This window comes from Azospirillum thiophilum (assembly GCF_001305595.1).
Classification (GTDB): Bacteria; Pseudomonadota; Alphaproteobacteria; order Azospirillales; family Azospirillaceae; genus Azospirillum; species Azospirillum thiophilum.
In genome coordinates, this window is record NZ_CP012401.1 from 385324 (window position 1) to 409455 (window position 24132).

At 69.9% G+C, this 24132-nt stretch carries 21 protein-coding genes; 7 read left to right on the forward strand and 14 right to left on the reverse strand.

Going from position 1 to position 24132, the window contains the following annotated elements; all coding sequences use genetic code 11:
- Window positions 1-81: 81 nt before the first annotated feature.
- The 5 genes from rplS to ffh form a co-directional block, all read right to left on the reverse strand.
- Window positions 82-477 carry a 50S ribosomal protein L19 gene (gene rplS / locus AL072_RS01790; RefSeq protein ID WP_045581762.1) on the reverse strand — a complete coding sequence of 132 codons (396 nt, stop codon included), beginning with the start codon at window positions 475-477 and terminating at the stop codon, window positions 82-84.
- A 41-nt stretch (window positions 478-518) separates the two neighbouring features.
- A complete protein-coding gene (gene trmD / locus AL072_RS01795; protein WP_245636788.1) occupies window positions 519-1265 on the reverse strand; it encodes a tRNA (guanosine(37)-N1)-methyltransferase TrmD in 747 nt (248 codons plus the stop codon).
- Between the two features lie 59 nt (window positions 1266-1324).
- The gene (gene rimM / locus AL072_RS01800) at window positions 1325-1891 is read right to left on the reverse strand and encodes a ribosome maturation factor RimM (RefSeq protein WP_045581760.1); all 567 of its coding nucleotides are present in this window, start codon (window positions 1889-1891) and stop codon (window positions 1325-1327) included.
- Between the two features lie 67 nt (window positions 1892-1958).
- Window positions 1959-2315, reverse strand: coding sequence for a 30S ribosomal protein S16 (gene rpsP, locus AL072_RS01805; RefSeq protein ID WP_045581759.1), 357 nt, complete (start codon window positions 2313-2315; stop codon window positions 1959-1961).
- 76 nt (window positions 2316-2391) lie between these two features.
- Window positions 2392-3777 (reverse strand): signal recognition particle protein, encoded by a 1386-nt coding sequence (ffh, locus tag AL072_RS01810; RefSeq protein ID WP_045581758.1) that lies wholly within the window; start codon window positions 3775-3777, stop codon window positions 2392-2394.
- Between the two features lie 336 nt (window positions 3778-4113).
- Between ffh and AL072_RS01815 the strand changes: the two genes are divergently transcribed.
- Window positions 4114-5466 carry a pentapeptide repeat-containing protein gene (locus tag AL072_RS01815; protein WP_045582598.1) on the forward strand — a complete coding sequence of 451 codons (1353 nt, stop codon included), beginning with the start codon at window positions 4114-4116 and terminating at the stop codon, window positions 5464-5466.
- A 24-nt stretch (window positions 5467-5490) separates the two neighbouring features.
- Here AL072_RS01815 and AL072_RS01820 read toward each other — a convergent pair whose 3' ends face one another.
- The 4 genes from AL072_RS01820 to AL072_RS01835 all read right to left on the reverse strand — a co-directional run bounded on the left by AL072_RS01820 (window position 5491) and on the right by AL072_RS01835 (window position 9959).
- A complete protein-coding gene (locus AL072_RS01820) occupies window positions 5491-6147 on the reverse strand; it encodes a hypothetical protein (RefSeq protein WP_045582597.1) in 657 nt (218 codons plus the stop codon).
- 86 nt (window positions 6148-6233) lie between these two features.
- The gene (locus AL072_RS01825) at window positions 6234-6866 is read right to left on the reverse strand and encodes a hypothetical protein (protein ID WP_045581757.1); all 633 of its coding nucleotides are present in this window, start codon (window positions 6864-6866) and stop codon (window positions 6234-6236) included.
- Window positions 6867-6897: 31 nt separating this feature from the next.
- The gene (locus AL072_RS01830) at window positions 6898-8208 is read right to left on the reverse strand and encodes a DUF2336 domain-containing protein (RefSeq protein WP_045581756.1); all 1311 of its coding nucleotides are present in this window, start codon (window positions 8206-8208) and stop codon (window positions 6898-6900) included.
- Window positions 8205-9959 (reverse strand): sensor domain-containing diguanylate cyclase, encoded by a 1755-nt coding sequence (locus AL072_RS01835; protein ID WP_045581755.1) that lies wholly within the window; start codon window positions 9957-9959, stop codon window positions 8205-8207. The genes AL072_RS01830 and AL072_RS01835 overlap by 4 nt, the downstream gene beginning before the upstream one ends.
- 326 nt (window positions 9960-10285) lie before the next feature.
- Here AL072_RS01835 and AL072_RS01840 point away from each other — a divergent pair, with 326 nt between their 5' ends.
- The 4 genes from AL072_RS01840 (at window position 10286) to AL072_RS01855 (ending at window position 13816) form a co-directional block, all read left to right on the forward strand.
- Window positions 10286-11035, forward strand: a complete 750-nt coding sequence (locus AL072_RS01840) for a pyrimidine 5'-nucleotidase (RefSeq protein WP_045581754.1) — start codon at window positions 10286-10288, stop codon at window positions 11033-11035.
- A 92-nt stretch (window positions 11036-11127) separates the two neighbouring features.
- Window positions 11128-11970, forward strand: a complete 843-nt coding sequence (gene dapD / locus AL072_RS01845) for a 2,3,4,5-tetrahydropyridine-2,6-dicarboxylate N-succinyltransferase (protein ID WP_045581753.1) — start codon at window positions 11128-11130, stop codon at window positions 11968-11970.
- Between the two features lie 91 nt (window positions 11971-12061).
- Window positions 12062-13213, forward strand: coding sequence for a succinyl-diaminopimelate desuccinylase (gene dapE / locus AL072_RS01850; protein ID WP_045581752.1), 1152 nt, complete (start codon window positions 12062-12064; stop codon window positions 13211-13213).
- A 33-nt stretch (window positions 13214-13246) separates the two neighbouring features.
- Entirely contained in the window at window positions 13247-13816 is a 570-nt protein-coding gene (locus AL072_RS01855; protein WP_045581751.1) for a membrane protein, read from the forward strand.
- 198 nt (window positions 13817-14014) lie between these two features.
- Here AL072_RS01855 and cobT read toward each other — a convergent pair whose 3' ends face one another.
- Both cobT and AL072_RS01865 read right to left on the reverse strand, forming a co-directional pair.
- On the reverse strand, window positions 14015-15040 hold the full coding sequence (gene cobT / locus AL072_RS01860) for a nicotinate-nucleotide--dimethylbenzimidazole phosphoribosyltransferase (protein WP_045581750.1): 1026 nt from the start codon (window positions 15038-15040) through the stop codon (window positions 14015-14017).
- A gap of 136 nt (window positions 15041-15176) precedes the next feature.
- Window positions 15177-16232: a lysozyme family protein gene (locus AL072_RS01865; protein ID WP_045581749.1), complete on the reverse strand. Its 1056-nt coding sequence runs from the start codon at window positions 16230-16232 to the stop codon at window positions 15177-15179.
- A gap of 223 nt (window positions 16233-16455) precedes the next feature.
- Here AL072_RS01865 and AL072_RS01870 point away from each other — a divergent pair, with 223 nt between their 5' ends.
- The gene (locus tag AL072_RS01870; RefSeq protein ID WP_045581748.1) at window positions 16456-18252 is read left to right on the forward strand and encodes an acyl-CoA dehydrogenase; all 1797 of its coding nucleotides are present in this window, start codon (window positions 16456-16458) and stop codon (window positions 18250-18252) included.
- 207 nt (window positions 18253-18459) lie between these two features.
- A complete protein-coding gene (locus AL072_RS01875) occupies window positions 18460-18882 on the forward strand; it encodes a GFA family protein (protein ID WP_045582596.1) in 423 nt (140 codons plus the stop codon).
- 55 nt (window positions 18883-18937) lie between these two features.
- Here the strand turns inward: AL072_RS01875 and AL072_RS01880 are convergent, their stop codons facing one another.
- From AL072_RS01880 to AL072_RS01890, 3 genes are all read right to left on the reverse strand, one after another.
- The gene (locus AL072_RS01880; protein ID WP_045581747.1) at window positions 18938-20254 is read right to left on the reverse strand and encodes a hydroxyacid-oxoacid transhydrogenase; all 1317 of its coding nucleotides are present in this window, start codon (window positions 20252-20254) and stop codon (window positions 18938-18940) included.
- Between the two features lie 95 nt (window positions 20255-20349).
- A complete protein-coding gene (locus AL072_RS01885; RefSeq protein WP_045581746.1) occupies window positions 20350-23121 on the reverse strand; it encodes a DUF2339 domain-containing protein in 2772 nt (923 codons plus the stop codon).
- Window positions 23122-23279: 158 nt separating this feature from the next.
- Window positions 23280-24092, reverse strand: a complete 813-nt coding sequence (locus tag AL072_RS01890; protein ID WP_082108909.1) for a DUF72 domain-containing protein — start codon at window positions 24090-24092, stop codon at window positions 23280-23282.
- Window positions 24093-24132: the final 40 nt, after the last annotated feature.

Consider the following 24132-nt stretch of genomic DNA (forward strand, 5'->3'; position numbering starts at 1 on the left):
TGCTGGTGGTGACGGGAAGAAGACGCCCGGCCGGACGGCCGGGCGCCAAATCTATGAACCTGGAACGAACCCGAAGGCGCCTTACTCGGCAGCCCGGCGGCCGTTGACCATGCCGCGGCCGGTGGTGCGCTCGGAGATGCGAGCGGCCTTGCCGCGCAGATCGCGCAGATAATACAGCTTGGCGCGGCGGACGGCGCCCCTGCGGACCAGCTCGATCGAGTCGATGCGCGGGGAGTAAAGCGGGAACACGCGCTCCACGCCCTCGCCGTAGCTGATCTTGCGGACGGTGAAGGAGCTGTTCAGGCCGGCGTTCTTGCGGGCGATCACGACGCCCTCATAGGCCTGGACGCGCTCGCGCGTGCCTTCCACGACCTTGACGTTGACGCGCACAGTGTCGCCCGAGGAGAAGACCGGGATCTTCTTGTCGCCCAGGACCTTCTCGATATGCTCCTGCTCGAGCTGCTGCAACAGGTTCATAGCACTACCCCTTTTCTATCGGTGCGCCTCGCGGCGGACCGTCACTCCGGTTTCGGGTCGCGCCGGCGAGCCTGCCGCCGACCCTTGTTCGTAACGTTTTTCGCCGGACGCCCCGCCTGGTAGAGCGACCACAGGTCCGGCCGTCGGGCCTCCGTGATCGCCTCCGCCTCGGCAAGGCGCCAGGCCTTGACCTTTCCGTGGTGGCCGGAAAGCAGAACCTCCGGCACCGCGCGCTCCACACCCTGCCCGTCGGTCCAGACCGCAGGCCGGGTGTAGTGGGGGTATTCGAGCAACCCCCGTTCGAAACTCTCTTCCCCCGCCGTCTCCACGTTGCCCATGACGCCGGGGAGCAAGCGCACCACGGCATCGATCAGGCTCAGCGCAGCGGGTTCTCCGCCGGACAGCACGAAATCCCCGAGGCTGACCTCTTCGAGGCCGCGCGCATCGAGGACCCGCTGGTCCACCCCTTCGTACCGGCCGCAGAGCAGCGTCACCACCGGGGTGGCGGCCAGCTCCTTGACCAGCTCCTGGTTCAGCACCCGTCCGCGCGGCGACAGATAAATCGCCCGGCCGCGTTCCGGTGCCCCCACAGGCCCCGCCGTCGCAGTCAAAGCCGCGTCCAGCACATCGGGCCGCATGACCATGCCGGCCCCTCCGCCGAAGGGGGTGTCGTCGACGGAGCGGTGTTTATCGCGCGCGAACGAGCGAATGTCCACCGATTCCAGCGCCCAGACTCCATTTTCCAACGCCTTGCCGGCCAGTGACTGGCCGAGCGGCCCCGGAAACATTTCCGGGAACAGCGTCAGAACCTTGACCGTCCAGACGCGCGGGCCGTCGGCGCCGTGGTTCACGGCCCCTCCTCCCCGCTGTCGCCTTCCCCCTCCTCCGCCTCGTCACCGGAGCCCTCGCGGGCTTCGATCACCGCCGGAAGATCAACGACGACGCGGCCGGCCCGGACATCCACCACAGGCACGCAGGCCTTGGAGAAGGGAAGCATCTCCAGGGCACCGCTCGCGATGCGGATCTCCAGCATGTCGCCGGCGCCGAAATCGTAGACCGCCTTCACCGTGCCGTAGAGGGTTCCGTCGACGAGTTCCGCACGCAGACCGATCAGGTCGGCATGGTAGAACTCGTCCCCGTCCTCCGTCTCCGGCAGGGCGGCGCGGTCGACGTAGAGCCGCACCCCAGCCAGCGCCTGCGCCTGCTCCCGGCTCGTCACCCCGTCGACCTTGGCCAGGAAATTATCCTTGACCATGCCCTGGAGCGTCACCGTGAAGCGGCGGGAGCCGGCTTCGTCCGTCAGCGGGCCGTAGGCCATCACGTCGGCGGGCTCGGCGGTGAAGCTGCGAAGCTTCACCAGTCCCCGCACGCCGTGCGATCCCGCGAACTGGCCGACACAGATTTTGGCGGTCATCGAAGGAACACCCGGCACGTCGTCACGACCTCAACCCTGCGGGCCACCAGGCCCACCGTCACCCTTATCAGCCTTCGGCGGCAGCCGCGGCGGCGGCGGCCTCGGCCTTCAGACGCTCCTGCGCCTTGGCCTTCGGAGCCGACTGCTTCGGGGTCTCGCGGAAGGCGGGCTTCTCGACCAGACCGGCATTGGCCAGGAACAGGACGACGCGGTCGGTCGGCTGGGCGCCGACCGACAGCCAATGCTTGGCGCGCTCGGCGTTCAGGATGATGCGCTGCTCATGCTCGCGCGGCAGCATCGGGTTGTAGGTGCCGATCTTCTCGACGAAGCGGCCGTCACGCGGGCTGCGGGCGTCCGCGACGACGATCGAGTAGAACGGACGCTTCTTCGCACCACCGCGAGCCAGACGAATCTTCAGAGCCATTGGTCGAAACTTTCTCTTCTCAAGTCAAACGATTACAGGTGAGTTCGGTCACAGGTGATTTTTCAGGGCGGGAGGATCACCCGAAGGGTCCCTTCCCGCCGAAGCCGCCCAAACCTTTCGGCAGCAGGTTGCCGAGACCGCCGCGCAGCATCCCCTTCTTCCCCAGCTTCTGCACCTGCTTCATCATTCCGCGCATGGTCTCGAACTGCTTCAGCAGCTTGTTGACCTCCTGCACCGAGGTGCCGGAACCGGCGGCGATGCGCTTGCGGCGCGAAGCCTTGATGATGTCGGGGGTCTTGCGCTCTGCCTTGGTCATCGAGGAGATGATCGCCTCCTGGCGCTTGATCATCCCGTCGTCGATGTTGGCGTCCTTCATCTGATCCTTGATCTTGCCGATGCCCGGCAGCATCCCCATCAGGCCGGACATGCCGCCCATCTTGCGGAGCTGCTTCAGCTGCATCGCCATGTCGTCAAGGTCGAAGCCCTGGCCCTTCTCCATCTTGCGGGCGAGCTTCTCGGCCTCGTCCTTGTCGATGGTCTCGACGGCCTTCTCCACCAGCGACACCACGTCGCCCATGCCGAGGATGCGGCCGGCGATGCGGTCGGGGTGGAAGGGCTCCAGCGCGTCGATCTTCTCGCCGGTGCCCAAAAGCTTGATCGGCTTGCCGGTGATCTGGCGCATCGACAGGGCGGCACCGCCGCGGGCGTCGCCGTCGATGCGGGTCAGCACGATGCCGGTGATGCCGACCTTGTCATTGAAGTTGGTGGCGACGGTGACGGCGTCCTGGCCGGTCATAGCGTCGGCGACCAGCAGCGTTTCCGCTGGCTTCGTCGCGTCGCGGACCGCCGCGACCTCCGCCATCAGCTCCTCGTCGATCGAGAGCCGGCCGGCGGTGTCGAGCATCACCACGTCGTAGCCTTCGAGGCGGCCGGTCTCCATGGCGCGCCTGGCGATGGCGACCGGGTCCTGACCCGGGACGATGGACAGCGTGGCGATGCCGGTCTGCTCGCCGAGAATCTTCAGCTGTTCCTGGGCGGCCGGACGGCGGACGTCCAGCGAGGCCATCAGGACCTTCTTGCGCTCCTTGGTCTTCAGACGGAGCGCGATCTTGGCGGTGCTGGTGGTCTTGCCGGAACCCTGGAGGCCGACCATCAGGACCGGCACCGGGGCTGCGGCGTTCAGGTTGATGTCGGCGCCTTCGCCCAGCATCTCCACGAGGTTGTCGTGGACGATCTTGATGACCTGCTGGCCGGGGGTGACGGACTTCAGCACCTCCTGCCCGATCGCCCGTTCCTTCACCTGGGCGACGAACTGCTTGACGACGGGCAGCGCAACGTCGGCCTCCAGCAGCGCCACGCGAACCTCGCGCAGCGCGGCGGAGACGTCCTCCTCGCTCAGCGCGCCGCGGCGGCGCAGCTTGTCGAAGATGTCGCCCAGGCGTCCGGTCAGGCCTTCGAACATGCGGTTGTCGATTCCCAGGTTACGGAACAGGTTTCAGGGCCGCCATCCGCACAAGCACGAAAGCGCCAGTGCGCGACACTCGCGGACTGGCGGAGATACCCGGCATGGGGCCGGGGTACCCGGTCTATCGGCTTGGCGGGAGACAGGTCGGCGGAACATAGGGAAAGCGATGCCTTGAGTCAACCACCGCAATGTCCGGTTCGGGAGCTATCCCAAGGTCTGTCTTGCCGGGATGCGGTTATCGCCCCCACACTTGTCACATGTTCCCGACTCTTAATGAAATTTTGGCGACTTGTTGCCATCATGGATAACCCACTCGAATAAGGTATGCCGGCGATGTCGTCCGCCCAGGGCTTCGGCTCCAACAGCCCGCGAACCAAGCTGAACCAGAGCCAGCTCAACGCGATCCTGTTGCGCCACCAGGCCTTCCGCAAGAGCCAGCCCGGCGGCGTGCGCGCCAACCTGAAGATGCGCGACCTGTCGCATCTCGACCTGTCGGGCATCGACCTGTCGGACGCCGACCTGTCGGGCGCCAAGCTGTTCAGCGCGCGGTTGACCGGCGCCAACCTCGGCAATGCCAACCTCTATGCCGCCGACCTGCGGCTGGCCAACCTGGAGAAGGCCGACCTGCGCCGGGCCGACCTGCGCGGCGCCTGCCTGCGCGGCGCCGTGCTGAGCGAGGCCATCCTGGTGGAGGTCGACCTGCGCGACGGCACGCTGCTGCATTACGACGCCAGCGGCGAGATGTTCTCCAATCAATACGAGGACTCGGTGCTGACGTCGGAACTGACGGCGGCGACGATCCGCGGCGCCGACCTGTCGCGGGCGAAGGTCGCCAACGCCTTCGTCATGCAGACCGACCTGACCGACGCCATCCTGCGCGGCACCAAGTTCATGCGCGCCAACCTGACCGGATCGAACCTGACCGGCTGCGACCTGACCGACGCGGATCTGACGGAGGCGAACCTGTCGGGCGCCAAGCTGTCGGGGGCGGTGATGACCGGCTGCGCGATCAACCGCACCAACTTCTCCGGCGCCACCCTGATCGGTGCGATCCTGGACGCGGCGCAGCTGCGCTCGCCCAACATCCAGGCGGCGGTCCTGGCCAAGACGCTGGAGAATCCGGAAGACGACCTGCGCGATATCCTGATCGAGCATCTGGCCTGGATCGACAGCGGCGGCAAGGCGGGCAAGCGCGCCGACCTGTCGGCGCTCGACCTGTGCGGGCGCAAGCTGGACGGCATCAACCTGTCGGCGGCGATCCTGCAATGCGTCGCCCTGCGGGGCGCCTCGCTGGCCGGCGCGTCGATGGCGATCGCCGACCTGTCGCTGGCCGACCTGCGCAAGGCCGACCTGTCGAACGCCGATTTGCGCGGGGTGAATTTCGAACGTGCCACCCTGACCGGGGCCAACCTGACCGGCGCCCAGCTCGGCCCGGTCCATATCCAGACCATGAGCGGCCATGTCTGGCGCGCCAACCTCCAGCGCGCCCGGCTGGGCATGGCGCTGCTGTGCAAGGCCGACCTGCGCAAGGCCAATCTGGCAGGCGCCAATCTGGCAGGCGCCGACCTGACCGGGGCCAATCTGGGCGAGGCGGACCTGACCGGGGCCGACCTGACCGGGGCGATGCTGGACGGCGCCACGTTCGATCAGGCGATCGTCGAGGAGGCGATCGGGCTGGAGCTCTGAACCCGCGCTTCAGGCCATAGCACCTCAGCTCGGCGGCCCGCCCCGCTTCGCCACCCAGTCGCCGGAGCTGTAGACGGTGCGGACATGGTGGACCAGCAGGTTGCGGGCGTCGATCAGCTGCCCCATCCGCTCCCGGCAGGCGACGATGCCGGTGTCGGGATGATAGACCGGCGCCAGTTCGCGAAACCGCCGCCGCACCTGCTCTTCGTCGAAGCACCATTGATTGACGAAGCCGAACAGCTGGGCGGCGTCACGCACCTCGGTGATGCGGCCATCCAGCGGCTGGAAGGACAGCCGTTGCAGCGCGTGGGCCAGGGTCTTGTTGCGGTAGCCCAGCGTCTCCACCGCCGCCTCCAGCCGGCGGACGTCGTCGCCCGCCAGGATGCGGGCACCGGGATCGGCCAGCGCCAGCGCGGCGGCCAGCGCCTTGCGGATCGTCTGGTCGGAGGCCGCGTCGCAAACGGCCGTCGCGCCGACCTCCAGCAGCGCCTCACCGCCGCCATCGCGCACCCCCGGATCGGCAGAGGCGGCGGGCACCAGCAGCAGCGCGGCGGCGGCGAGATCCGGCACGCCGACCCGGCGCGCCGCGGCGAGCTCCAGCACAGCGGCATGAAACGCGGCGCCGCAGCGGACGCTTCGGCCGGCCGCGGTGGCGGGGCGGAACTCTTCCGGTGCGGTCATGGTCGGCGCCAACGCTTGGTGGAAGCGGGTACCGAGTCTACGCAATCGCCGGAATCGCCGCAACCGCCCGGATGGGCTGGACGATCTCAGCGTGCTTTCACCGCACCCGCCTTGGCCGGCAGCTTGTCGAGCAGCTCGGCGATGTAGGCGCTCTCGTCCTTGCCGGACATGGCGGCGAAGCCCTTCAGCATCTGGCTGCCGAAGGTGAAGACACTGGTGATGTCGATGCGCCAGACCCCGCCCTCGCGCACGAAGTCGGCAGGGACCAGCGCCGGCCGGTTGTCGACCATCAGCAGGCCGGAGGCGCGGTCGCCCCTCACCCGCACCGGCCCGAGCGCGCTGCGGGCAACGACGTTGGGGCCGAGCCAGCCGGCCTTCAGCGCGTGATTGGCAATGTCGCCGACCGACATGCGGCGCAGCTCGGACGGACCGAGATGGCGGCGCAGCCCCATGGCGGCGAAGCGTTCCGCCGGTTCCAGCCGCTGCAACGGCGCGTCGCCGGGCTGCCGGGCGGCGTCGCGCACCGATTCCAGCGTCTTGACCGAGTTGCGGGTGAGCAGCGGGATCACCGCCGATCCCCGCCGTTCGGCCAGCGCCGTTCGCGCGGCGTCGAAGGTCGCGGCGACGTCGCGCTCCTCCGGCGTTTCGCGCGGCGGGGCGGCGAAGCCGGTGGAAGCTGCGATCAGGATGACGAAGAAGGCGAGAAAGGCGACACGCATGCCGGCAATAACCCGAAAAGGCTGAGGAACGTCACGCCTTCGCCTCGACGCCGAAGAATTCGAGCTGCCAGCGCATCTCTTCGTCGGTCATTGGATAGTGCGTGCCGTCCCGAGCATTAAGCGCCGTTTTTGGCGGAATCTGGGCGAGCCGCAACTGGACCTGCCGGGCGAAGCGCATGGTGAGCCCGGCACGCCACACCAGCGCGGTCACGGCGCGGGGCGCATGGGTGGCGACGATCCGGTCAACCACCGGCAGCGGGATCTGCGCCAGCTCCGCGAACGCGGCCATGACGAAGCCACGGTCGCCTTCGATCATCGAGCCCTCGATCAGCTTCTCGGTCAGCTTGCCTTCCTTGTTCAGGCGCGCCGCCTTGTCGCTGGGCCGCTCCACCGGCTTTTCCGGCCCGGCGGCCACTGCCGCCGCCTCGCCGAAATCGACCGGGCCCTGCGGCAGGCCGGTCGTTGCGCCGGCCGCCTGCCCCACCCGCCGGCGCACCGCCTCCACCAGCCCGCGCGCCGCCTCGGGCTCCAGGTCATCGCGATCCTGCAGGACCTTCAGCAGGCTGTCGGCGACGAAGCTGGCGAGTCGGGCCACCGCGCGGGCAGGCAGGCGCGGACGCCGCACCAGGGGCGAATGCCACGGCTCGTGCTGCGGCGCCTGATCGAGGATGCGGTCCAGCGTCTCCTCGCGGATCTGGGCCGACGGGTTGCCGAGCAGCGTCGTCACCGCCGCCTCGTCGTCCGAACGCGCGATGGCGTCCGCGACCGACGCGGTGACGTTCTGCCGGCTGGCGATGGCGGTCATCGCGCCCCGCACCGGCCCCCGCAGGATGATGTCGGTCAGATCCTCTTCGGTCAGGATCTGCGAATGCTGCAGGACGGGCGCGCAGACCGACAGCTCGACGTCGCGGGCCAGCCGGTTGATGAGGCCGTGCGGAGCGTTGGGCAGATCCTTCAGCGCTTCCGCCAGGATGCCGCGCACCTCCGACGCCTGGTCGCGGGCCAGGGTTTCCAGGCACTCGACCGTCAGCCGCTCGATCTGCGTCGCCTGGTCGGCCGACAGTTCCGGCAGCAGGCGGGCGATCTTCTGCGCCACCGCCCGGCGCACCATGACCTCGCGGTCCTTGGCCAGCAGCAGGTCGGCCTGCCGCGGGGTGCCGGCATTGGTGGCGATGGCGCGCCGCACCTCGGCCGCGGCATCGGCGGCGAGGAAATACAGCAGCTCCGGCCGGGTCTTGGGGTGTTCGGCGACCTTCCGGCGAACCGCCGGATCCTCGCTCTGCACCATCCGCTTGGCGGATTCATAGTCGGCGGGGTCGAGCGTGTCGGGACGCGCGGTCACGGGGCGGACTCCGCAACAGGGATGTCGGTGGACTGGACGGGCGCCGGGGACGGGTCGGAGTCGGGCGATTCGTCGTCGGGCGGATGGTCCGGAGCGAGCGCGTAATGCCCCTTGCCGCTCTTCTTGGCGTCATACATGGCGGCGTCGGCACGGTCGGTCAGTTCCCGCACCGTCTCGCCGCGGCCGGGGACGTGGATGGCGATGCCGATCGACAGTCCCAGCGGCTTTTCCGGGCCGGCCGACAGATGGAGCAGGTCACGCATGCCGTTGAGCAGCCGTTCGGCGACGACACAGGCCTTCGACTGGTCGGCGCGGCCGAGCCACAGCACGAACTCGTCGCCGCCCAGCCGGCCCGGCAGGTCGCCCGGCCGCACCCCGGTGGTCAGCAGCGTGCCGACCGCCTTCAGCACCGTGTCACCCTGCTGGTGGCCGTGCAGGTCGTTGACCGCCTTGAAATTGTCGAGGTCGACATAGAGCAGGGCGGACGGCCCGCTGTCCGGCCGGGAGATCGATTCCTCCAGCCGTTCGAAGAAGGTGCGGCGGTTGAACAGGCCGGTCAGCCCGTCGCGCTCCGACAGGCGGCGCAGGCGCTCCTGGTAGGCGAGATGGGCATGGGCGATGCCGATATGGTCGGCCACGCCGGACAGCAGATGGCGGTCGTCGTCGTCCCACGGCTCCGAATCGGCGGCGCGCCAGACCAGCAGGGCGCCGTTCACCACCTGCCGGTATTCGGTGCGCTCGCCGATCAGCTGCACGCTGCCCAGCCGGTCGACCAGCAGGTCCCCGCTGCCGGCGATGCGGTCGAGCAGCGCGCCGCCGAGTTCCGGCGGCTCCGCCCCGAACGCCGCGACCAGCGACAGGGACACACGCCCGCTGCCGTTGCCGCCGCCCCCTTCGTCCGCGCGGTAGATGCGGCAGCCGTCGGCGCTGAGCGCCCGCGCCGTCTCGGTGGCGGCCACGGCCAGCGCCTCCGCCGCGTCGAGCCGGTCGCGCAGGGTGTGGACGATATGGCCCAGCAGCCGCTCCCGGTTGCGGATGCGCGCCAGCTCGTTGGAACGCAGCACCTGTTCCGTCACCTCGCGGCAGACGCCGCGCGCGCCCATCCAATTCCCCTGGCCCCCGAACAGCGGCAGGGCGGAGGCGACGACGCAGGCCGGCCGGCCGTCGGCGGCCTTCAGCCACAGCTCGACCTGGTCGACCGGGCGCCGGCAGTCGAAGGGCATCGGCAGGGCATCGGCCTCGTCCAGCGCCAGGTCGCGCGGGTCGCGTCCGATCAGCGCGTCGGCCGGATAGCCCAGCGCCCCCTTGTGGCTGACGAAGACGAAGGCGCCGTCCGGCCCCGTTTCCCACGCGAAGTCGGAGGAGACCTCGACCAGATCCTTGTAGCGCCGTCGCGACTCGGTCAGCGTGTGGCGCAGCTGCCGCTCCAGCGTGTCGTCGCGGCCCAGCAGCAGGAAGCTGCCGTCAGGCAGCGGCACGCCGGCCCATTCGACGATCATGATCCCGCGCAGCGACTCCACCGGCACCGAGCGCAGGCCCGGCGCGACGCTGAACGCCGACAGCCATGTGCGCAGGTCGGGCAGCCAGCGCGGGTCGCTGTCCATCATGTCCTCCGCCTCGGCATTGGCTTCGACGACGGCAAGGGCCGGGTCCAGCCGCAGGGCCGGGCCGGGATACAGCGCAACCAGCGTCGCGGAGCCGGCCGAATCGGCGGCGGGCGTGGAGGAACCGGAGGTCAGAAGCAGGTCCACGGCAAACTCAAGGACGGTCTCGGGGACGATCTAAAGGGCTGATCCAATCCAAAGGGCTGATCCAATGCGCGATCCCGACCGGGCGACCGCGTCCGGCGAGGAGCAGGCCGGTGGAAAACCTTAGGCTGCAAACCTTCATATGGTCTGGTCTATGCTACCCTTTCGGGGATTAATCTTCAATCAACCAACGATGAGGGACGGCCCCTGGGAAGATTGATCGGAGTCTTTACCATCGCGGCAGCCGCCGGTCCCCGCCCGGCCCCAACCGCGTCTGCGACCATGTGAAGCGTCTTGCGGCCGGTCCGCGGCGGCCCCATTCTTGGGGCATGACCGTCCCGACCTCCCCCGCCGTTCCGGCTGCCGAATCCGCGTCCCCCGCCGCCTCGCTGCGCGACCGCGCGGTGTGGATCTTCGACCTCGACAACACGCTCTATCCGGCGTCCTGCAACCTGTTCGCCCAGGTCGACCGCCGGATCAACGAGTTCATCGCCGGGCATTTCGGCCTCGGCCTGGACGAGGCGCGCGTGCGGCAGAAGCGGTTCTTCCGCGACTACGGCACCACGCTGCGCGGCCTGATGGTGGAGCACGACGTCGACCCCGTCGCCTACATGGACTATGTCCACGACATCGACGTCGCCGGCGTCCAGCCCTCGGCCCTGCTGGCCGGCGCGCTCGACCGGCTGCCCGGCCGCAAGATCATCTACACCAACGGCTCGGTCCGCCATGCCGAGAACGTCGCCGGCCGGCTGGGCATCCTCGACCGGTTCGAGGCGGTGTTCGACATCGCCGCCGCCGGCTTCGTGCCGAAGCCCGATCCCCGCCCCTACGCCACGCTGGTGGAGCGCCACGGAATCGACCCGGCGGACGCCTGCATGGTGGAGGACATCGCCCGCAACCTCGCCCCCGCCCATGCGCTGGGCATGACCACCGTCTGGGTGCGCGGCGACCAGGAGTACGAGAAGGCGGGCGTCGGCGCCGGCATCCACATCGACCATACCGTGGACGACCTGCCCTCCTGGCTGGCGGCCGTGGCGGAAGCGGGGGCGGCGGGAGCGGGGGCGGAAGGGGCGGCATAGCGCTTTCCCGCAAACCCGGCGCGGTTGACAGGGGGTGCGGCCCGGCTCCATGGTGCCGTCCCCTGGACCATCGACAGCCGAACGACCGCGACATGAGCCACGCCAGCCTGCAAGCAACCATCGACGCCGCCTGGGACGACCGGGACGGCCTCAACACCGCCACCACCGGCCCCGTCCGCGACGCCGTGAACGCGGCGCTCGACGCGCTCGACGCCGGCGACCTGCGCGTCGCGGAGAAGACCGCGGACGGCTGGAAGGTCAACCAGTGGCTGAAGAAGGCGGTGCTGCTGTCCTTCCGCCTGAACGCCAACGAGATGATCCCCGGCGGCCCCGGCGGCTCCTCCTGGTACGACAAGGTGCCGCCGAAGTTCGAGGGCTGGAGCGAGGCCCAGTTCCAGAACGCCGGCTTCCGCGCCCTGCCCGGCGCCATCGCCCGCAAGTCGTCCTACGTCGCCCCCGGCGTCATCCTGATGCCGAGCTTCGTCAATGTCGGCGCCTATGTCGACAGCGGCACCATGGTCGACACCTGGGTCACCGTCGGCTCCTGCGCCCAGATCGGCCGGAACGTCCACCTGTCGGGCGGCGTCGGCATCGGCGGCGTGCTGGAGCCGCTGCAGGCCGACCCGGTCATCATCGAGGACAACTGCTTCATCGGCGCCCGCTCCGAGATCGTCGAGGGCGTGATCGTCGAGGAGGGCGCCGTCGTGTCGATGGGCTGCTACATCGGCGCCTCGACCAAGATCATCGACCGCCACACCGGCGAGGTCTTCACCGGCCGCGTCCCGGCCTATTCGGTCGTCGTCCCCGGCTCGCTGCCCGGCAAGCCGCTGCCCGACGGCACCCCGGGACCGAGCCTGTACTGCTGCGTCATCATCAAGCGCGTAGACGAGAAGACCCGCTCGAAGACCGCGATCAACGACCTGCTGCGGGACTGATCCGCTTACAATCCGTCTCCCGCCTCCCGCAAGACCCTCGTTCCTGCGGGAGGCGGGAGACGGACCGAGACCTGCGAACCCGGACCCCCCCATGACCATCGACCCCGTCGCCCTCGCCCAGGACCTGATCCGCTGCCCCAGCGTCACGCCGCGCGACGACGGTGCGCTCGGCGTGCTGGAGGCGGCGCTGACGCCGATGGGCTTCACCTGCCACCGCCTGCGCTTCCAGCAGGAGGGGACGGAGCCGGTGGAGAATCTCTACGCCCGGCTCGGCAGCGAGGGGCCCAATTTCTGCTTTGCCGGCCATACCGACGTGGTGCCGCCGGGCGAGCGCAAGGGCTGGACGATCGATCCCTTCGCGGGCGAGGTGATGGGCGACAGGCTGTACGGCCGGGGCGCGGTCGACATGAAGGGCGCCGTCGCCGCCTTCGTCGCCGCCGTGTCCCGCCGTCTGGAGGACGGGCCGCCGGCCGGCTCGATCAGCCTGCTGATCACCGGCGACGAGGAAGGGGTGGCGATCAACGGCACCCGCAAGGTTCTCGACTGGATGGCCGAACGGGGCGAGCGCATCGACGCCTGCATCGTCGGCGAGCCGACCAACCCCAAGGCGCTGGGCGACATGATCAAGATCGGCCGGCGCGGCAGCCTGAGCGGCTTCCTCACCGTGTTCGGCGCCCAGGGCCACGTCGCCTACCCTCATCTGGCCGACAACCCGCTGCCGCGGCTGGTCCGCATGCTGGCCGCCGTCACCGAGCAGCCGATGGACGAGGGCACGGCGCATTTCCAGCCCTCCACCCTGGCGCTGACCACCATCGACGTCGGCAACAAGGCGACCAACGTCATCCCGGCCCAGGGCAAGGCGACCTTCAACATCCGCTTCAACGACGCCCATACCCCCGAGAGCATCGAGGCGTGGCTGCGCCGGACCTTCGATGCCGTCGGCGGCGCCTATGAGCTGGAGATCTACCGCTCCGGCGACAGCTTCGTCACGCCGCCCGGCCCGCTGACCGAGCTGGTGGCCGATGCGGTGGAGGGGGTGACCGGGCGCCGGCCGGAGTATTCGACCACCGGCGGCACCTCCGACGCCCGTTTCATCAAGAATGTCTGCCCGGTGGTCGAATTCGGGCTGGTCGGCCAGACCATGCACAAGGTCGACGAATATGCCGGGGTGGACGACATCCGCAAGCTGACCGCCGTCTACGAGTCCATCCTGAAGGACGTGTTCACCCGGCTGGGCGGGTAAGGACCGGGTGAGACCGCAAACCGAGGCCGGACGATGCCGTTGACCACGCCTGCGATCCTGTCGGCGCTGACCGGCGCCTACCGGCTGGCCCGCTTCGACCGGACGGGGATGGAGTTCTTCGACCGAACGCCGGACGGAGCCCTGCAGTCCTTCTACGCCGCACTGGTGGTCCTGCCGGCCTATGCGCTGCTGCTGGTGATTCGGCTGTGGGACCAGCTGGCCGATACGCCGATCCTGCAACTGGCGACGGTGGAGGCCATCGCCTACGTCGTCAGCTGGACCGCCTTCCCGCTGGCCCTGTTCCGCATCTCCACGCTGATGGGCAAGGACCAGCTCTATCCCGGCGCGCTCGCCGCCTACAACTGGTCGGCGGTGGTCCAGATGGCGATCTATCTGCCGACCGTCCTGCTGTCGGTCAGCGGCCTGCTGCCGCCGATGCTGTCCGAAGCGATGGTGTTCGGCGTGATGATGGCGATGCTGACCTATCAATGGTTCGTGCTGCGCACCGCCCTGTCGCTGTCCGGGCTGGTCGCCGCGGCGCTGGTGCTGCTCGACCTGTTCCTGTCGGCAAGCATCAGCGACCTGGCCGACGGGATGCTGTGAGGCTCTGTCGGCCCCCTCCCCATCCCTCCCCCGCGTTCCGCGGGAGAGGGGGTAGGAGCTTTGCGAGAGTGCAGCGGAGTTCCCTCTCCCGCAAAGCTCTCGCACAAACCTGCGGTTTGTGCTGACGCGACAGGCGGACCGTAGGTCCGCTGAGAGCGGGGGAGGGTTAGGGAGGGGGCAACCAGCCCCACCCCCCACTCACCCCTGCGTGCTGACGCCCGCCTCGGCGAAGGTCGCCATGCCGGCGTGGCAGGCGACGGCCGACTTGACGATGTTGATCGCCAGCGCCGCACCGGAGCCCTCGCCCAGCCGCATGCCGAGATCCAGCAGCGGCTCCTTGCCGATCGCCTGCATCAGGCGGGTGTGGCCCGGCTCGACCGAGCGGTGGGCGACCATGCAATGGTCGAGCGCGCGGCGGTCGGCCTTGAACAGCACCGCGGCGGCGGCGGTGCAGGCGAAACCGTCGAGCAGCACCGGCACCCGGGCGACGCGGGCGGCCAGGATGGCGCCGGCGATGGCGGCGAATTCGTAACCGCCCAGGCAGCGCAGCGTCTCGAACGGGTCGTCCTTGGCCTGCGGGTTGGCGGCGACGCCGGCCTCCACCGCGGCGATCTTGCGGGCCAGGCCGGCGTCGTCGATGCCGGTGCCGCGGCCGGTCCAGTCGGCCGCCTCGCCGCCGAACAGGGCAAGGCACATCGCCGCCGCCGAGGTCGAGTTGGCGATGCCCATCTCGCCCAGCGCCAGCAGCTGTACGCCCATCTCCACCGCCATCATGCCGTAGGCCATGGTGCGGCAGCAGTCCTCCTCGCCCATGGCCGGGCCCTGGGTGAAGTCGGCGGTCGGGTTCTCCAGGTCCAGCTCGTAGACGCGCAGGTCGGCGTCGGCCACCTCGCACAGCCGGTTGACCGCGGCGCCGCCGTTCTGGAAGTTGGCGACCATCTGCGCCGTCACCTCGGCGGGATAGGCCGAGACGCCGCGGGCGGCGACACCATGGTTGCCGGCGAACACGGCGACGCGCGGGCGGCGCAGGTCCGCCGGATGCTCGCCCTGCCAGGTCGCCATCCACTGCGCGATCTCCTCCAGCCGGCCGAGCGAGCCCGGCGGCTTGGTCAGCTGCCGTTCGCGCTGGAGGGCCGCGGTGCCGGCCTCCAGGTCGGGGCCGGGCAGGTTGCGCACGAGCGCGCGGATTTCCTCGAAGGTGACGGCGGGCTGCTGGTTGCTCATGATCGGTCCTGAGGGGTGAGCGCCAAAAACGGCGCGACCTTGCACCCATCCGCCCCTCAAGTCAAAGCGGCAGCGTAGGGCATTTTGACCCTTCCGCGCCCCGCATCGCCCGTTCCGGCCCGCGCTCCGCCCCGGCTCAAGCCGCCTTGCCGACCGCGACCGTCCCGGCCGCTCCGGTGGTCGCGCCAGCGGTCGCGGTGGCGACGGGCGTCGCCGATTCCAGCCCGATGATCCGGCCCAGCCCCAGGCCGAAGCCCATGGCGACGCCGGTGTCCGACTGGTCGGTGCGCACCGGCTCGTCGCGCATGCGGCGATGCTCCTTGTCGCGCAGGCGGGCCGGGCGGCCGCTGACGCTGTCGACCTCGTCCGGCGTCTCCAGCGCGTTAAGCGCCAGCACCTGATAGATCGACAGCGGCGTGCCGTTCAGCGCCTTGGCCGGGGCCATCGGCACCTGGGTGGTGAAGCCGTCCGGCATGTCCTGCCTGCGCACCGCGTCGGTGGCAACCTGGGACGGGGCGAAACTCGCCAGCGGGTTCTCGGAGAATTTCGTGGCGAAGCGGTCGTAGATCTCCTTCAGCGACTTCGCCTTGCCGGTGGCCTTGTCGTAGAAGACGTTCTTGTTGGCCGCCGCCGCGTCGGGGAAGACGTCGCGGGCGCTGCGGCCCGGATTGTCCTGCATCGCGTTCAGGAACTTCGAGGCGCCGCCGGCCCCCAGGAAATGCGCCATGTACAGCTCGGTCGAGCCGATCTTGCCGTCCACCGTCTCCTCCAGATACTCCTTGTTGTCGCGGGTGTATTCCGCGGCCATCAGGGCGGATGCGGTGGGATCCTTGCGCAGCTCCAGGATCTCCTTCTTCATTTCCGGGTCGGCGACATAGGGGCGGCCGTCGCCGCGGGTCTGGATGGCGCTGGCATATTTGCCGTAGCCATGGTCGGCGCCATGCTCCTTCATCGTCTGCAGCCAGGTGCTGTCGATGAACTGGTAGAGCCCGGTCGCCGAGGAGGAGGAGGACTTTATGTCCGTGCGATACCCGCTCTCCACGGCAGCTTTTTCCATGAGGTAGGAAAAATCGACCCCCGTCTTCGCGCTGGCATTGCGCACGGCGGCCTCGACATTGGCCGGTCCCTGGGAGGCGCGGGCCTGCCGGGCGGCGGTGTCGCTGGGGTTGCCGAGGGCGGAAGCGTAGGTCATGGGTCGATCCCCGTCTGAAGGCCCCGATGGGAGGCTTCCTGAACCATGCAGATCGCGTGCCAGACCGACCGCCCTCTTGATGCCGCCCCGCCGCAGGCATAGCCTTTCCCTGACGCGCGGCACATGGTGCACAGCAACAGCCCCACTCGCCAAACACCATCCGATGCTGTATGTTAACCTATAGGTAAAGCAAACAATCCTGCCCCGGGAGAATCGCCCTGCCATGACCTACACCGCTCCGGTCGACGATCTGCGCTTTGTCCTGAACGAGGTGGTCGGCCTCGATGCCATCGCCGCACTGCCCGATTGCGACGGCGCCGCTCCCGATCTGGTCGACGCCATCCTGGAGGAGGCCGGCAAATTCGCCTCCGGCGTGCTCGCCCCGCTGAACCGGGTGGGCGACAAGGAGGGGGCGACGCTGGAGAATGGCGTCGTCCGCACCGCGACCGGCTGGAAGGAGGCCTACGGCCAGTTCACGCAAGCCGGCTGGAACAGCCTGCCCTTCGAGCCGGACCATGGCGGGCAGGGTCTGCCCTGGACCGTCGCCTTCGCGGTGAACGAGATGTGGCAGGCCGCCAACCTGTCCTTCGGCCTGTGCCCGCTGCTGACCCAGGGCGCGGTGGATCTGCTGACCGAGCATGCGAGCGACGAGCAGAAGGCGGTCTATCTGTCGAAGATGATCTCCGGCGAATGGACCGGGACGATGAACCTGACCGAGCCGCAGGCGGGCAGCGACCTCGCCGCGGTGCGGACCCGGGCGGTGCGGGCAGAGGACGGCAGCTACCGCATCACCGGCCAGAAGATCTTCATCACCTATGGCGAGCATGACCTGACGGAGAACATCGTCCATCTGGTGCTGGCCCGCCTGCCCGACGCCCCGGCCGGCATCAAGGGCATCAGCCTGTTCATCGTGCCGAAATTCCTGCCCAAGCCCGACGGCACGCCGGGCGAGCGCAACGACCTGCGCTGCGCCAGCCTGGAGCACAAGCTGGGCATCATGGCCAGCCCGACCGCGGTGATGGCCTTCGGCGACGACGGGGGGGCGGTCGGCCATCTCGTCGGCGAGGAGAACCGCGGCATCGAATACATGTTCACCATGATGAACAACGCCCGGCTCGGCGTCGGCATCCAGGGCGTGGCGATCGCCGAGCGCGCCTACCAGCAGGCCCGCGACTACGCGAAGAGCCGGGTGCAGAGCAAGGATCTGGCCGATCCCAAGGGCTCCGGCGTCGCCATCATCAGGCATCCCGACGTGCGCCGCATGCTGCTGGACATGCGCGCCAAGACCGAGGCCGCCCGTGCGCTGGCACTCTATGCCGGCACCCAGCTGGACATCTCCCGCCACCACGAGGATCCGGCGGTGCGCGCCGCAGCGACCGCGCGGGTCGACGTGCTGACCCCGATCGTCAAGGCGTGGTCGACCGACATCGGCTGCGAGGTCGCCTCGACCGGCGTGCAGATCCATGGCGGCATGGGCTTCATCGAGGAGACCGGCGCCGCCCAGCATTACCGCGACGCCCGCATCACCCCGATCTACGAGGGCACCAACGGCATCCACGCCAACGACCTGACCTTCCGCAAGACCGGCCGCGACAAGGGGGCCGCCGCCCGCACCTTCGTCGCCGACATGCGGGCGACGGTCCATGCGCTGGAGTCCGCCCCCGGCGACGACCTCGCGGTGATCCGGACCGAGCTGGCGGCCGGGCTGGACGCGCTGGACAAGGCGGTCGACTGGATGGTGGCGACCCAGGCGGACGGCGACCTGCGCGGCGCCGCGGCCGGTGCGGTGGCGTACCTGAAGCTGTGGGGCAGTGTGGCCGGCGGCTGGATGCTGGCGCGGTCGGCCGTCAAGGCGATGGAGGGGATGCGCCAGCCGGGCGCCAATGCGGCCTTCCTGGAAAGCAAGCTGATCGTCGCCCGCTTCTACGCCGAGCAGGTTCTGGCCACCGCCCCCGCCCTGCTGCCCACCATCGCCAGCGCCCGCAACACGGTGATGGCGCTGAGCGAAGAACAGTTCTGAGGATCGCTTTCGGCCCCCCTCCCCTCATGAGAGGGGGGCCTCACCATCGCACCTGCCCTCCAGTATCCTCCTCATGGATTTCCGAACGTTCGGAGAAGCTTTCCGTCCTCTATCGAAGGGATGAGAGCCCAATGATTGGTTGAGCCTCACCATTGTCAGCGTCATTTTGCTATTGTTTGTGACGCAAACGAAGATGATGTGAACGCCATGACTCACACGGGAAGCTGTTTTTGCGGCGCGGTCGAACTTGAGGTCACGGGCTCGCCGGAGGCCATGGGCTACTGCCATTGCCGCTCCTGCCGCTCATGGTCCGGCGGCCCGGTCAACGCCTTCAGCCTGTGGAAACCGGACGCGGTACGGGTGACCGCGGGCGCCGAACACCTCGCGACCTTCCAGAAGACGCCGCTCAGCCAACGTCAGTATTGCGCGAAATGCGGCGGGCATCTGATGACCAACCACCCGCCGCTCGGCCTGGTGGACGTTTTCGCCGCCACGATACCGACCCTGACCTTCACCCCCGCCGTTCACGTCAACTACGCCGAGACGGTGCTGCCCATGCGCGACGGCCTGCCGAAGCTGAAGGATTTCCCGGCTGAGTTCGGCGGTTCCGGCGAAACGGTGCCGGAATAGAGAGGGGCATGGGGAGGGGCGGAACACCGAGTCCCGCCCGCTTCCACCCTCTCGATCACCAGTAGCGCATCGCATCCGCATACAGCCCGCGCAGGTCGTCCTCCGACACCGGGCGCGGGGCGATGGTCAGCAGGCGTTGCTGGGCGGCGGCTCCCCTGACCAGACCCGGAATGTCGGCCTCGCCATAGCCCAGCGCCGACAACCCGTTCGGCAACCCCGTCGCCCGCATCATCCCGATCAGCCGCGTCGCCAGCAGCTCGCCGCCATCCGCCGGCGCGGCGCCGCGCACGTCCGCCCCCAGCGCTTCGGCGGCGCGCAGATGCGCCTCGGGGGCCGCCGGGCCGGTGAAGCGGAAGGCGGCGGGCGCGTTCAGCACCACCGAGATGCCGTGCGGCACCATCGGCTCCACCGTCTCGTAGCCGGTCGCGGTGAAGCTGTGGTTCATCCCCGCCACCGAATAGGACATGGCGTGCGGGATGTGCACGCCGGCATTGCCGAAGGCCAGCCCGGCCAGCGTCGCCGCGAACATCAGCGCGTCGCGTGCCTCCAGGCAGTCGGGGTCATTGACCGCCCGCTCCAGCCATTGCCCGCCGAGCCGGATCGCCTGGAGGCTGCCGATGTCCGACCAGGGGTTGGCGCCCTGGTAGGGCGGGCGGGCCGTCGGCGACTCAGGTTTCGGACGCGAGCGGAAGGGCCGTGCGGTGTGGCTCTCGATCGCGTGGGTCAGCACGTCGAAGCCGGTGGCGGCGATGGCGCCGGGCGGCAGGCTGTCGATGGTGCGCGGATCGACGACGGCGAGGCTCGGCCGCAGGAAACGCGACGAGATGCCGGTCTTCACCTGCTTTTCCACATGGTCGAAGATGGCGACGCCGGTGGTCTCGCTGCCGGTGCCGCAGGTGGTCGGACAGGCGATGTGCGGCTTGACCGGGCCGGGCACCGGGATGCCCTCCCCCAGCGGCTTGTTGACGTAGGCGAGGAAGTCGGCCGGGTGCGTGGCGTAGAGGTTCGCCGCCTTGGCGGTGTCGATCACCGACCCGCCGCCGATGGAGACATAGCCGTCGAAGCCGCCGTCCCGCGCGAAGTCCGCGGCGTCGAGGAAGGAGGCGCTGGTCGGCTCCACCCGGCAGCGGTCGAAGACCACGACCTCGATGCCGGACCGCTTCAGCGACTCCAGCGCGATGCCGAAGGGCGCCGTCGCCGCCACCCGCGGATCGGTGAACAGCGCCACCCGCGTCATGCCCAGCGACAGCGCGTCGCCGCCCAACTCCGCCAGCATGCCGGGCCCGAACTTCATCCGCGCCGCCTCGACGATGAAGCCCTCCTCGCCGTCGGGCAGGATGGGATAGGCGTTGCCGTGCATGTCGCGGTCCATGGGCGTCGTTCCTCCGCTGGCGATGGGCTCTGGTGGCGGCCGGGTTCGTCCCGGCCCATCCTTCACCGTATGGGAACGCACCGCAGCGCAGCCTGTCAATGAGTCCGTTGGTCCAACAGATCATCTGCCGGAGTCGGTGGCACGGACGGCGGTCCCGCCGCGGGCGGCCGCAGCAGCCGCTGGTAGAGCCAGCCGATGCCGACCAGACTGACGCCGAGCCCGAGGAAGGAGGCGACGCGGTACATCCCCTCCAGATCAGACATGTCGCTGAGGAAGACCTTGGCGACCACCGCCAGCACCAGCGCCAGCCCGGCATGGCGCATCCAGCCCCAGCCGAAGCGGATGCCAGCCACCAGCATCAGCACGGCGAACAGCAGGAAGCCGACGGAATAGGCGTACCATTCGGCGTCCGACACCCCGTAGCCGGACAGCACCGGCCCCTGGAAGGTCCGGCGGATCTCCAGCGCCAGATTGGTCGCGACCAGCAGCAGCGCCAGCACCGGTGCCGCCTGCCGGACCGGCTTCGACGGCGGCGGGTCGTACCACAGATAGGCCAGCCCCAGCAGGGCCGGCGCGCCGTAGGCCAGCAGCAGCCGGTTGACCACCGGCCACTCGCCGACCCATTCGAAGTTCCACAGCGGATTCAGCGCCAGCAGATGCAGGAAGACGGCGCTCGCCGCCGCCAGCGCCGCCAGCAGGCGCCGGCCCCACACCGCAACGGCCCGCGCGCTCCACCGCCGGTCGGCGGCCAGCAGCAGGGCGAGGCCCAGCCAGGACAGGGTGTGCAGCGCCACCTCTGTGAGGCCGGACGGCTCCGCCTCCAGGCTGACGGCCATCCAGCGATGGATGCCCAGCGACAGCATCAGGGTGGTGAAGATCAGGGCGCCGGCCTCCAGCACCATCACCACCAGATCATCGCCTCTTCCGTCGGACGAGGTCCGCATCCAGCGCGCCGCCACCAGGAAACCCAGCGCCGGCAGTCCGTAGCCATAGGCGATCCAGCCATACCCCTCATAGTCCAGCACCCAGGGGTTGACCGCCAGCCGCACCAGCACGGCGACGGCCACCAGCAGGGCGACGCCGCGCAGCTCGCGCAGGGCCATCTGCCGCTCCAGCCAGGCCAGCACCGGCACCTGCATCGCCAGCGCCACCGTCAGCCAGGCTTCCTGCAAGGTCATGGTCGCGCCGAGCGCGATGGCGCCGGTCGCCCCGGCGGCGAAGGCGGCAAGCCCGAGCGAGGCGCCCGGCCGGTGGCGGTGGCGGGCAAGCGGCGTGGTGGCGCCGACCAGCAGGGCCGCCAGCGCCAGTGCCGCCGCCGGCCAGCCGACGGCGGTCTCCGGCGGCTCGACCAGGGCATAGGCCAGCGTCAGCAGGGCCAGCGGCACCAGCGCCGACAGCGAGGACCACAGCGCCGCCCGCCGTGCGCCCCACAACAGCGCGAAGCCGCCGATGCCGAACAGCGCGGCGAATCCGGCCGACACCCACAGGAAATACGCGACCTCCCCCGGATAGCCGGCGGGATCGGCGACGATCAGCGGCTGCCCGTCGGCATTCAACGGCGGCGGGCCGGCCGGGACATAGGGCAGGCTCCAGGGTGCAAGGTCCAGCAGGACGGCCAGCGCCGCGATCCAGGCGACACCGGCGATCCGCTCGGTCCGCCGGCCGGCGGCCAGCGCCAGCAGCGCGAACAGCGCCAGCACGACGAGCGACACCGGGCCATGCGAATCGGACCAGCCGACCGCGGCGACCAGCAGGCCGAACAGCCACATCGCCGTCATCGCCAGCCGGTCGGCGGGATGGCGCCGCTTGCGCCGGATCCAGCCGGGCAGGGCCGCGCGCCAGCCGGTTGCCGGTTCAGGCTCCGGCAGTCCCTGGTCGAGCACCCCCAGCATGGCGGGAACCAGGAACAGCGCCGAGGTCAGCAGCAGGTAGAGCCCGGTCGGCAGCGCGTCGCCGCTGCGCCAGGGGTCGATCATCCACACCAGCGGCCAGAGCGCCGCGCCGGCCAGCGCCCCCCAGCCGAGCCAGCGCCAGCCACGGTACAGCACCACCGCCATCCCGGCGCCGTTCAGCGCCAGCAGATAGGCGAACAGGCCCCAGGCATCGGGATGGTCGGACGGCACCAGCAGCGGCGTGACATAGCCGGCCAGCAGCCCCAGCGCCGCGATGACCGGCCCCTGCAGCAGCGACAGGCCGATGCCGGCCAGCGACAGCGCCGCCAGCAGCGCGAAGGCGACCAGCGGCTGGAACAGGTCGAACAGGGCGAAGCCGCCATAGACGCTGGCGAAGGCGGTGAACAGCCCGGCGGCGGTCAGGGCCGGCGGCACATGGTCCGGCCGCAGCGCCGCGACGGCGCGTTGCATGGGCTGGCGGCGCAGCCACTCGCCCCCCACCATCAGCCCGGCCCCGGCCAGCAGCCCGAGTGCCACCCGCACACCGGGCCCGAGCCAGCCATGTTCGACCGACAGCTTGATGAAGAAGGCGGCGGCCAGCGCCATGGTGCCGCCGCCGAGCCAGATCAGCCAGCGCGAGGCCAGCGACTCCTCCAGCTCGCGCCAGCCCGGCCGCGGCGGCGGCGGCGGGACGGCGGGTTCGGGCGGAGGGCCGGGCGGCGTCTCGACAGCCGTTTCCGCGGCGAGGACCGGCTCGGCGCTCTCCTCCGGCGGCGGCTCCGCAAGAGGAGCGGGGGCCTGGACCGGAGCCGCCTCATCCGCCGCCAACACCACCGCCGACAGGGGGGCGGCACCGGCCAGCGCCTCGTCCAGACGGCTGCGCAGGGCAGCGATCTCCGTCTCCTGCGCCTTCAGCCGGCGGTCCAGCCGGTGGGTCAGGAAGCCGAAGATCAGCAGTAGGACGAGGAACTCCATAACCGCACCGCCTGCACGCCGTTGAACCCTTGCCCCCGTTTCCCGAGACAATCGATGGCAGCATATCGGCGCAACAATAGCCTGTCTCGGTCACGCTGGGGCTCATCCGATGGGCGATCGGGCGGGACTCCGGAGCACTCTTCCCGACCGGATGGTCCTCACGGCCGGGCCGCGGCATCGCCCAGCCTCGCCGTCAGCGCCAGCGCATCGTCGACGGCATGGAAGTCGGCGGTGTTGTCGAAGACGCACCAGACCGGCCGCTCGACCGCCTCGGCCAGGAAGCGCGCGGCCAGCGCATCCAGCACCGCCGGCCCATAGGCCGAGCGGTAGATGACCGGTGAGCCGTGCAGCCGCCAATAGCGCAGCCCGTCCCAGCCGCCCGGCTCCCCGGCCCCCCGGTTCCCGGCAACGGGCACCGGGGCGGGGTCGGCGGCGACACGGGCCACGCGGTTGGCGGCCAGCAGCGCCCCGGCCTCCGCCGTGAACCACGAGGCATGGCGCGGCTCGCACACCACGTCACCGCCGAATCGGGCGCGCAAGCCTGCGAAGAAGGCGTCGGCGACCGCGGCGTCCAGGCGCAGGCTGGGCGGCAGCTGCACCAGCAGCGGCCCGAGTCGGTCGCCCAGCCTCCCCGCCTCTGCCAGGAAGCTGTCCAGCGCGGACCCGGCGCCGGCCAACCGGGCCTCGTGGCTGATCGCCTTGGGAAGCTTCACCGCGAAGCGGAACCCGGCCGGGGTGGAGGCCGCCCAGCGCGCCCAGGTCTCCGGCTTGTGCGGGCGGTAGAAGCTGCTGTTGACCTCGGTCATCGGCAGCACGCGGGCGGTGCGCTCCAGATGCGTGCCATCGGCGGGAAAGGCCGGCGCCGACAGTTTGGGAATGCCCCAGCCGGCCGTGCCGACCCGGATCGGATGAACCGCGGGCCTGCCGCACGATTCCTTGAGGGGAGCTTGCCCGGAGGCGTCTTCGGCCAAGGCGGAACCCTTCCGGAGCGGTTGGCGGACTGCCCGAAGG

Bases quoted from the DNA above. Each gene is read 5' to 3' on its own strand.
- AL072_RS01825 (WP_045581757.1), bottom strand. From the start codon at position 6,866: ATGCGTGTCGCCTTTCTCGCCTTCTTCGTCATCCTGATCGCAGCTTCC.
- AL072_RS01840 (WP_045581754.1), top strand. From the start codon at position 10,286: ATGACCGTCCCGACCTCCCCCGCCGTTCCGGCTGCCGAATCCGCGTCC.
- dapD (WP_045581753.1), top strand. From the start codon at position 11,128: ATGAGCCACGCCAGCCTGCAAGCAACCATCGACGCCGCCTGGGACGAC.
- AL072_RS01880 (WP_045581747.1), bottom strand. From the start codon at position 20,254: ATGGACCGCGACATGCACGGCAACGCCTATCCCATCCTGCCCGACGGC.
- AL072_RS01820 (WP_045582597.1), bottom strand. From the start codon at position 6,147: ATGACCGCACCGGAAGAGTTCCGCCCCGCCACCGCGGCCGGCCGAAGC.
- rplS (WP_045581762.1), bottom strand. From the start codon at position 477: ATGAACCTGTTGCAGCAGCTCGAGCAGGAGCATATCGAGAAGGTCCTG.
- AL072_RS01815 (WP_045582598.1), top strand. From the start codon at position 4,114: ATGTCGTCCGCCCAGGGCTTCGGCTCCAACAGCCCGCGAACCAAGCTG.
- dapE (WP_045581752.1), top strand. From the start codon at position 12,062: ATGACCATCGACCCCGTCGCCCTCGCCCAGGACCTGATCCGCTGCCCC.
- AL072_RS01885 (WP_045581746.1), bottom strand. From the start codon at position 23,121: ATGGAGTTCCTCGTCCTACTGCTGATCTTCGGCTTCCTGACCCACCGG.
- rpsP (WP_045581759.1), bottom strand. From the start codon at position 2,315: ATGGCTCTGAAGATTCGTCTGGCTCGCGGTGGTGCGAAGAAGCGTCCG.
- AL072_RS01875 (WP_045582596.1), top strand. From the start codon at position 18,460: ATGACTCACACGGGAAGCTGTTTTTGCGGCGCGGTCGAACTTGAGGTC.
- rimM (WP_045581760.1), bottom strand. From the start codon at position 1,891: ATGACCGCCAAAATCTGTGTCGGCCAGTTCGCGGGATCGCACGGCGTG.
- ffh (WP_045581758.1), bottom strand. From the start codon at position 3,777: ATGTTCGAAGGCCTGACCGGACGCCTGGGCGACATCTTCGACAAGCTG.
- trmD (WP_245636788.1), bottom strand. From the start codon at position 1,265: ATGTTTCCGGGGCCGCTCGGCCAGTCACTGGCCGGCAAGGCGTTGGAA.
- AL072_RS01855 (WP_045581751.1), top strand. From the start codon at position 13,247: ATGCCGTTGACCACGCCTGCGATCCTGTCGGCGCTGACCGGCGCCTAC.
- AL072_RS01870 (WP_045581748.1), top strand. From the start codon at position 16,456: ATGACCTACACCGCTCCGGTCGACGATCTGCGCTTTGTCCTGAACGAG.
- cobT (WP_045581750.1), bottom strand. From the start codon at position 15,040: ATGAGCAACCAGCAGCCCGCCGTCACCTTCGAGGAAATCCGCGCGCTC.
- AL072_RS01865 (WP_045581749.1), bottom strand. From the start codon at position 16,232: ATGACCTACGCTTCCGCCCTCGGCAACCCCAGCGACACCGCCGCCCGG.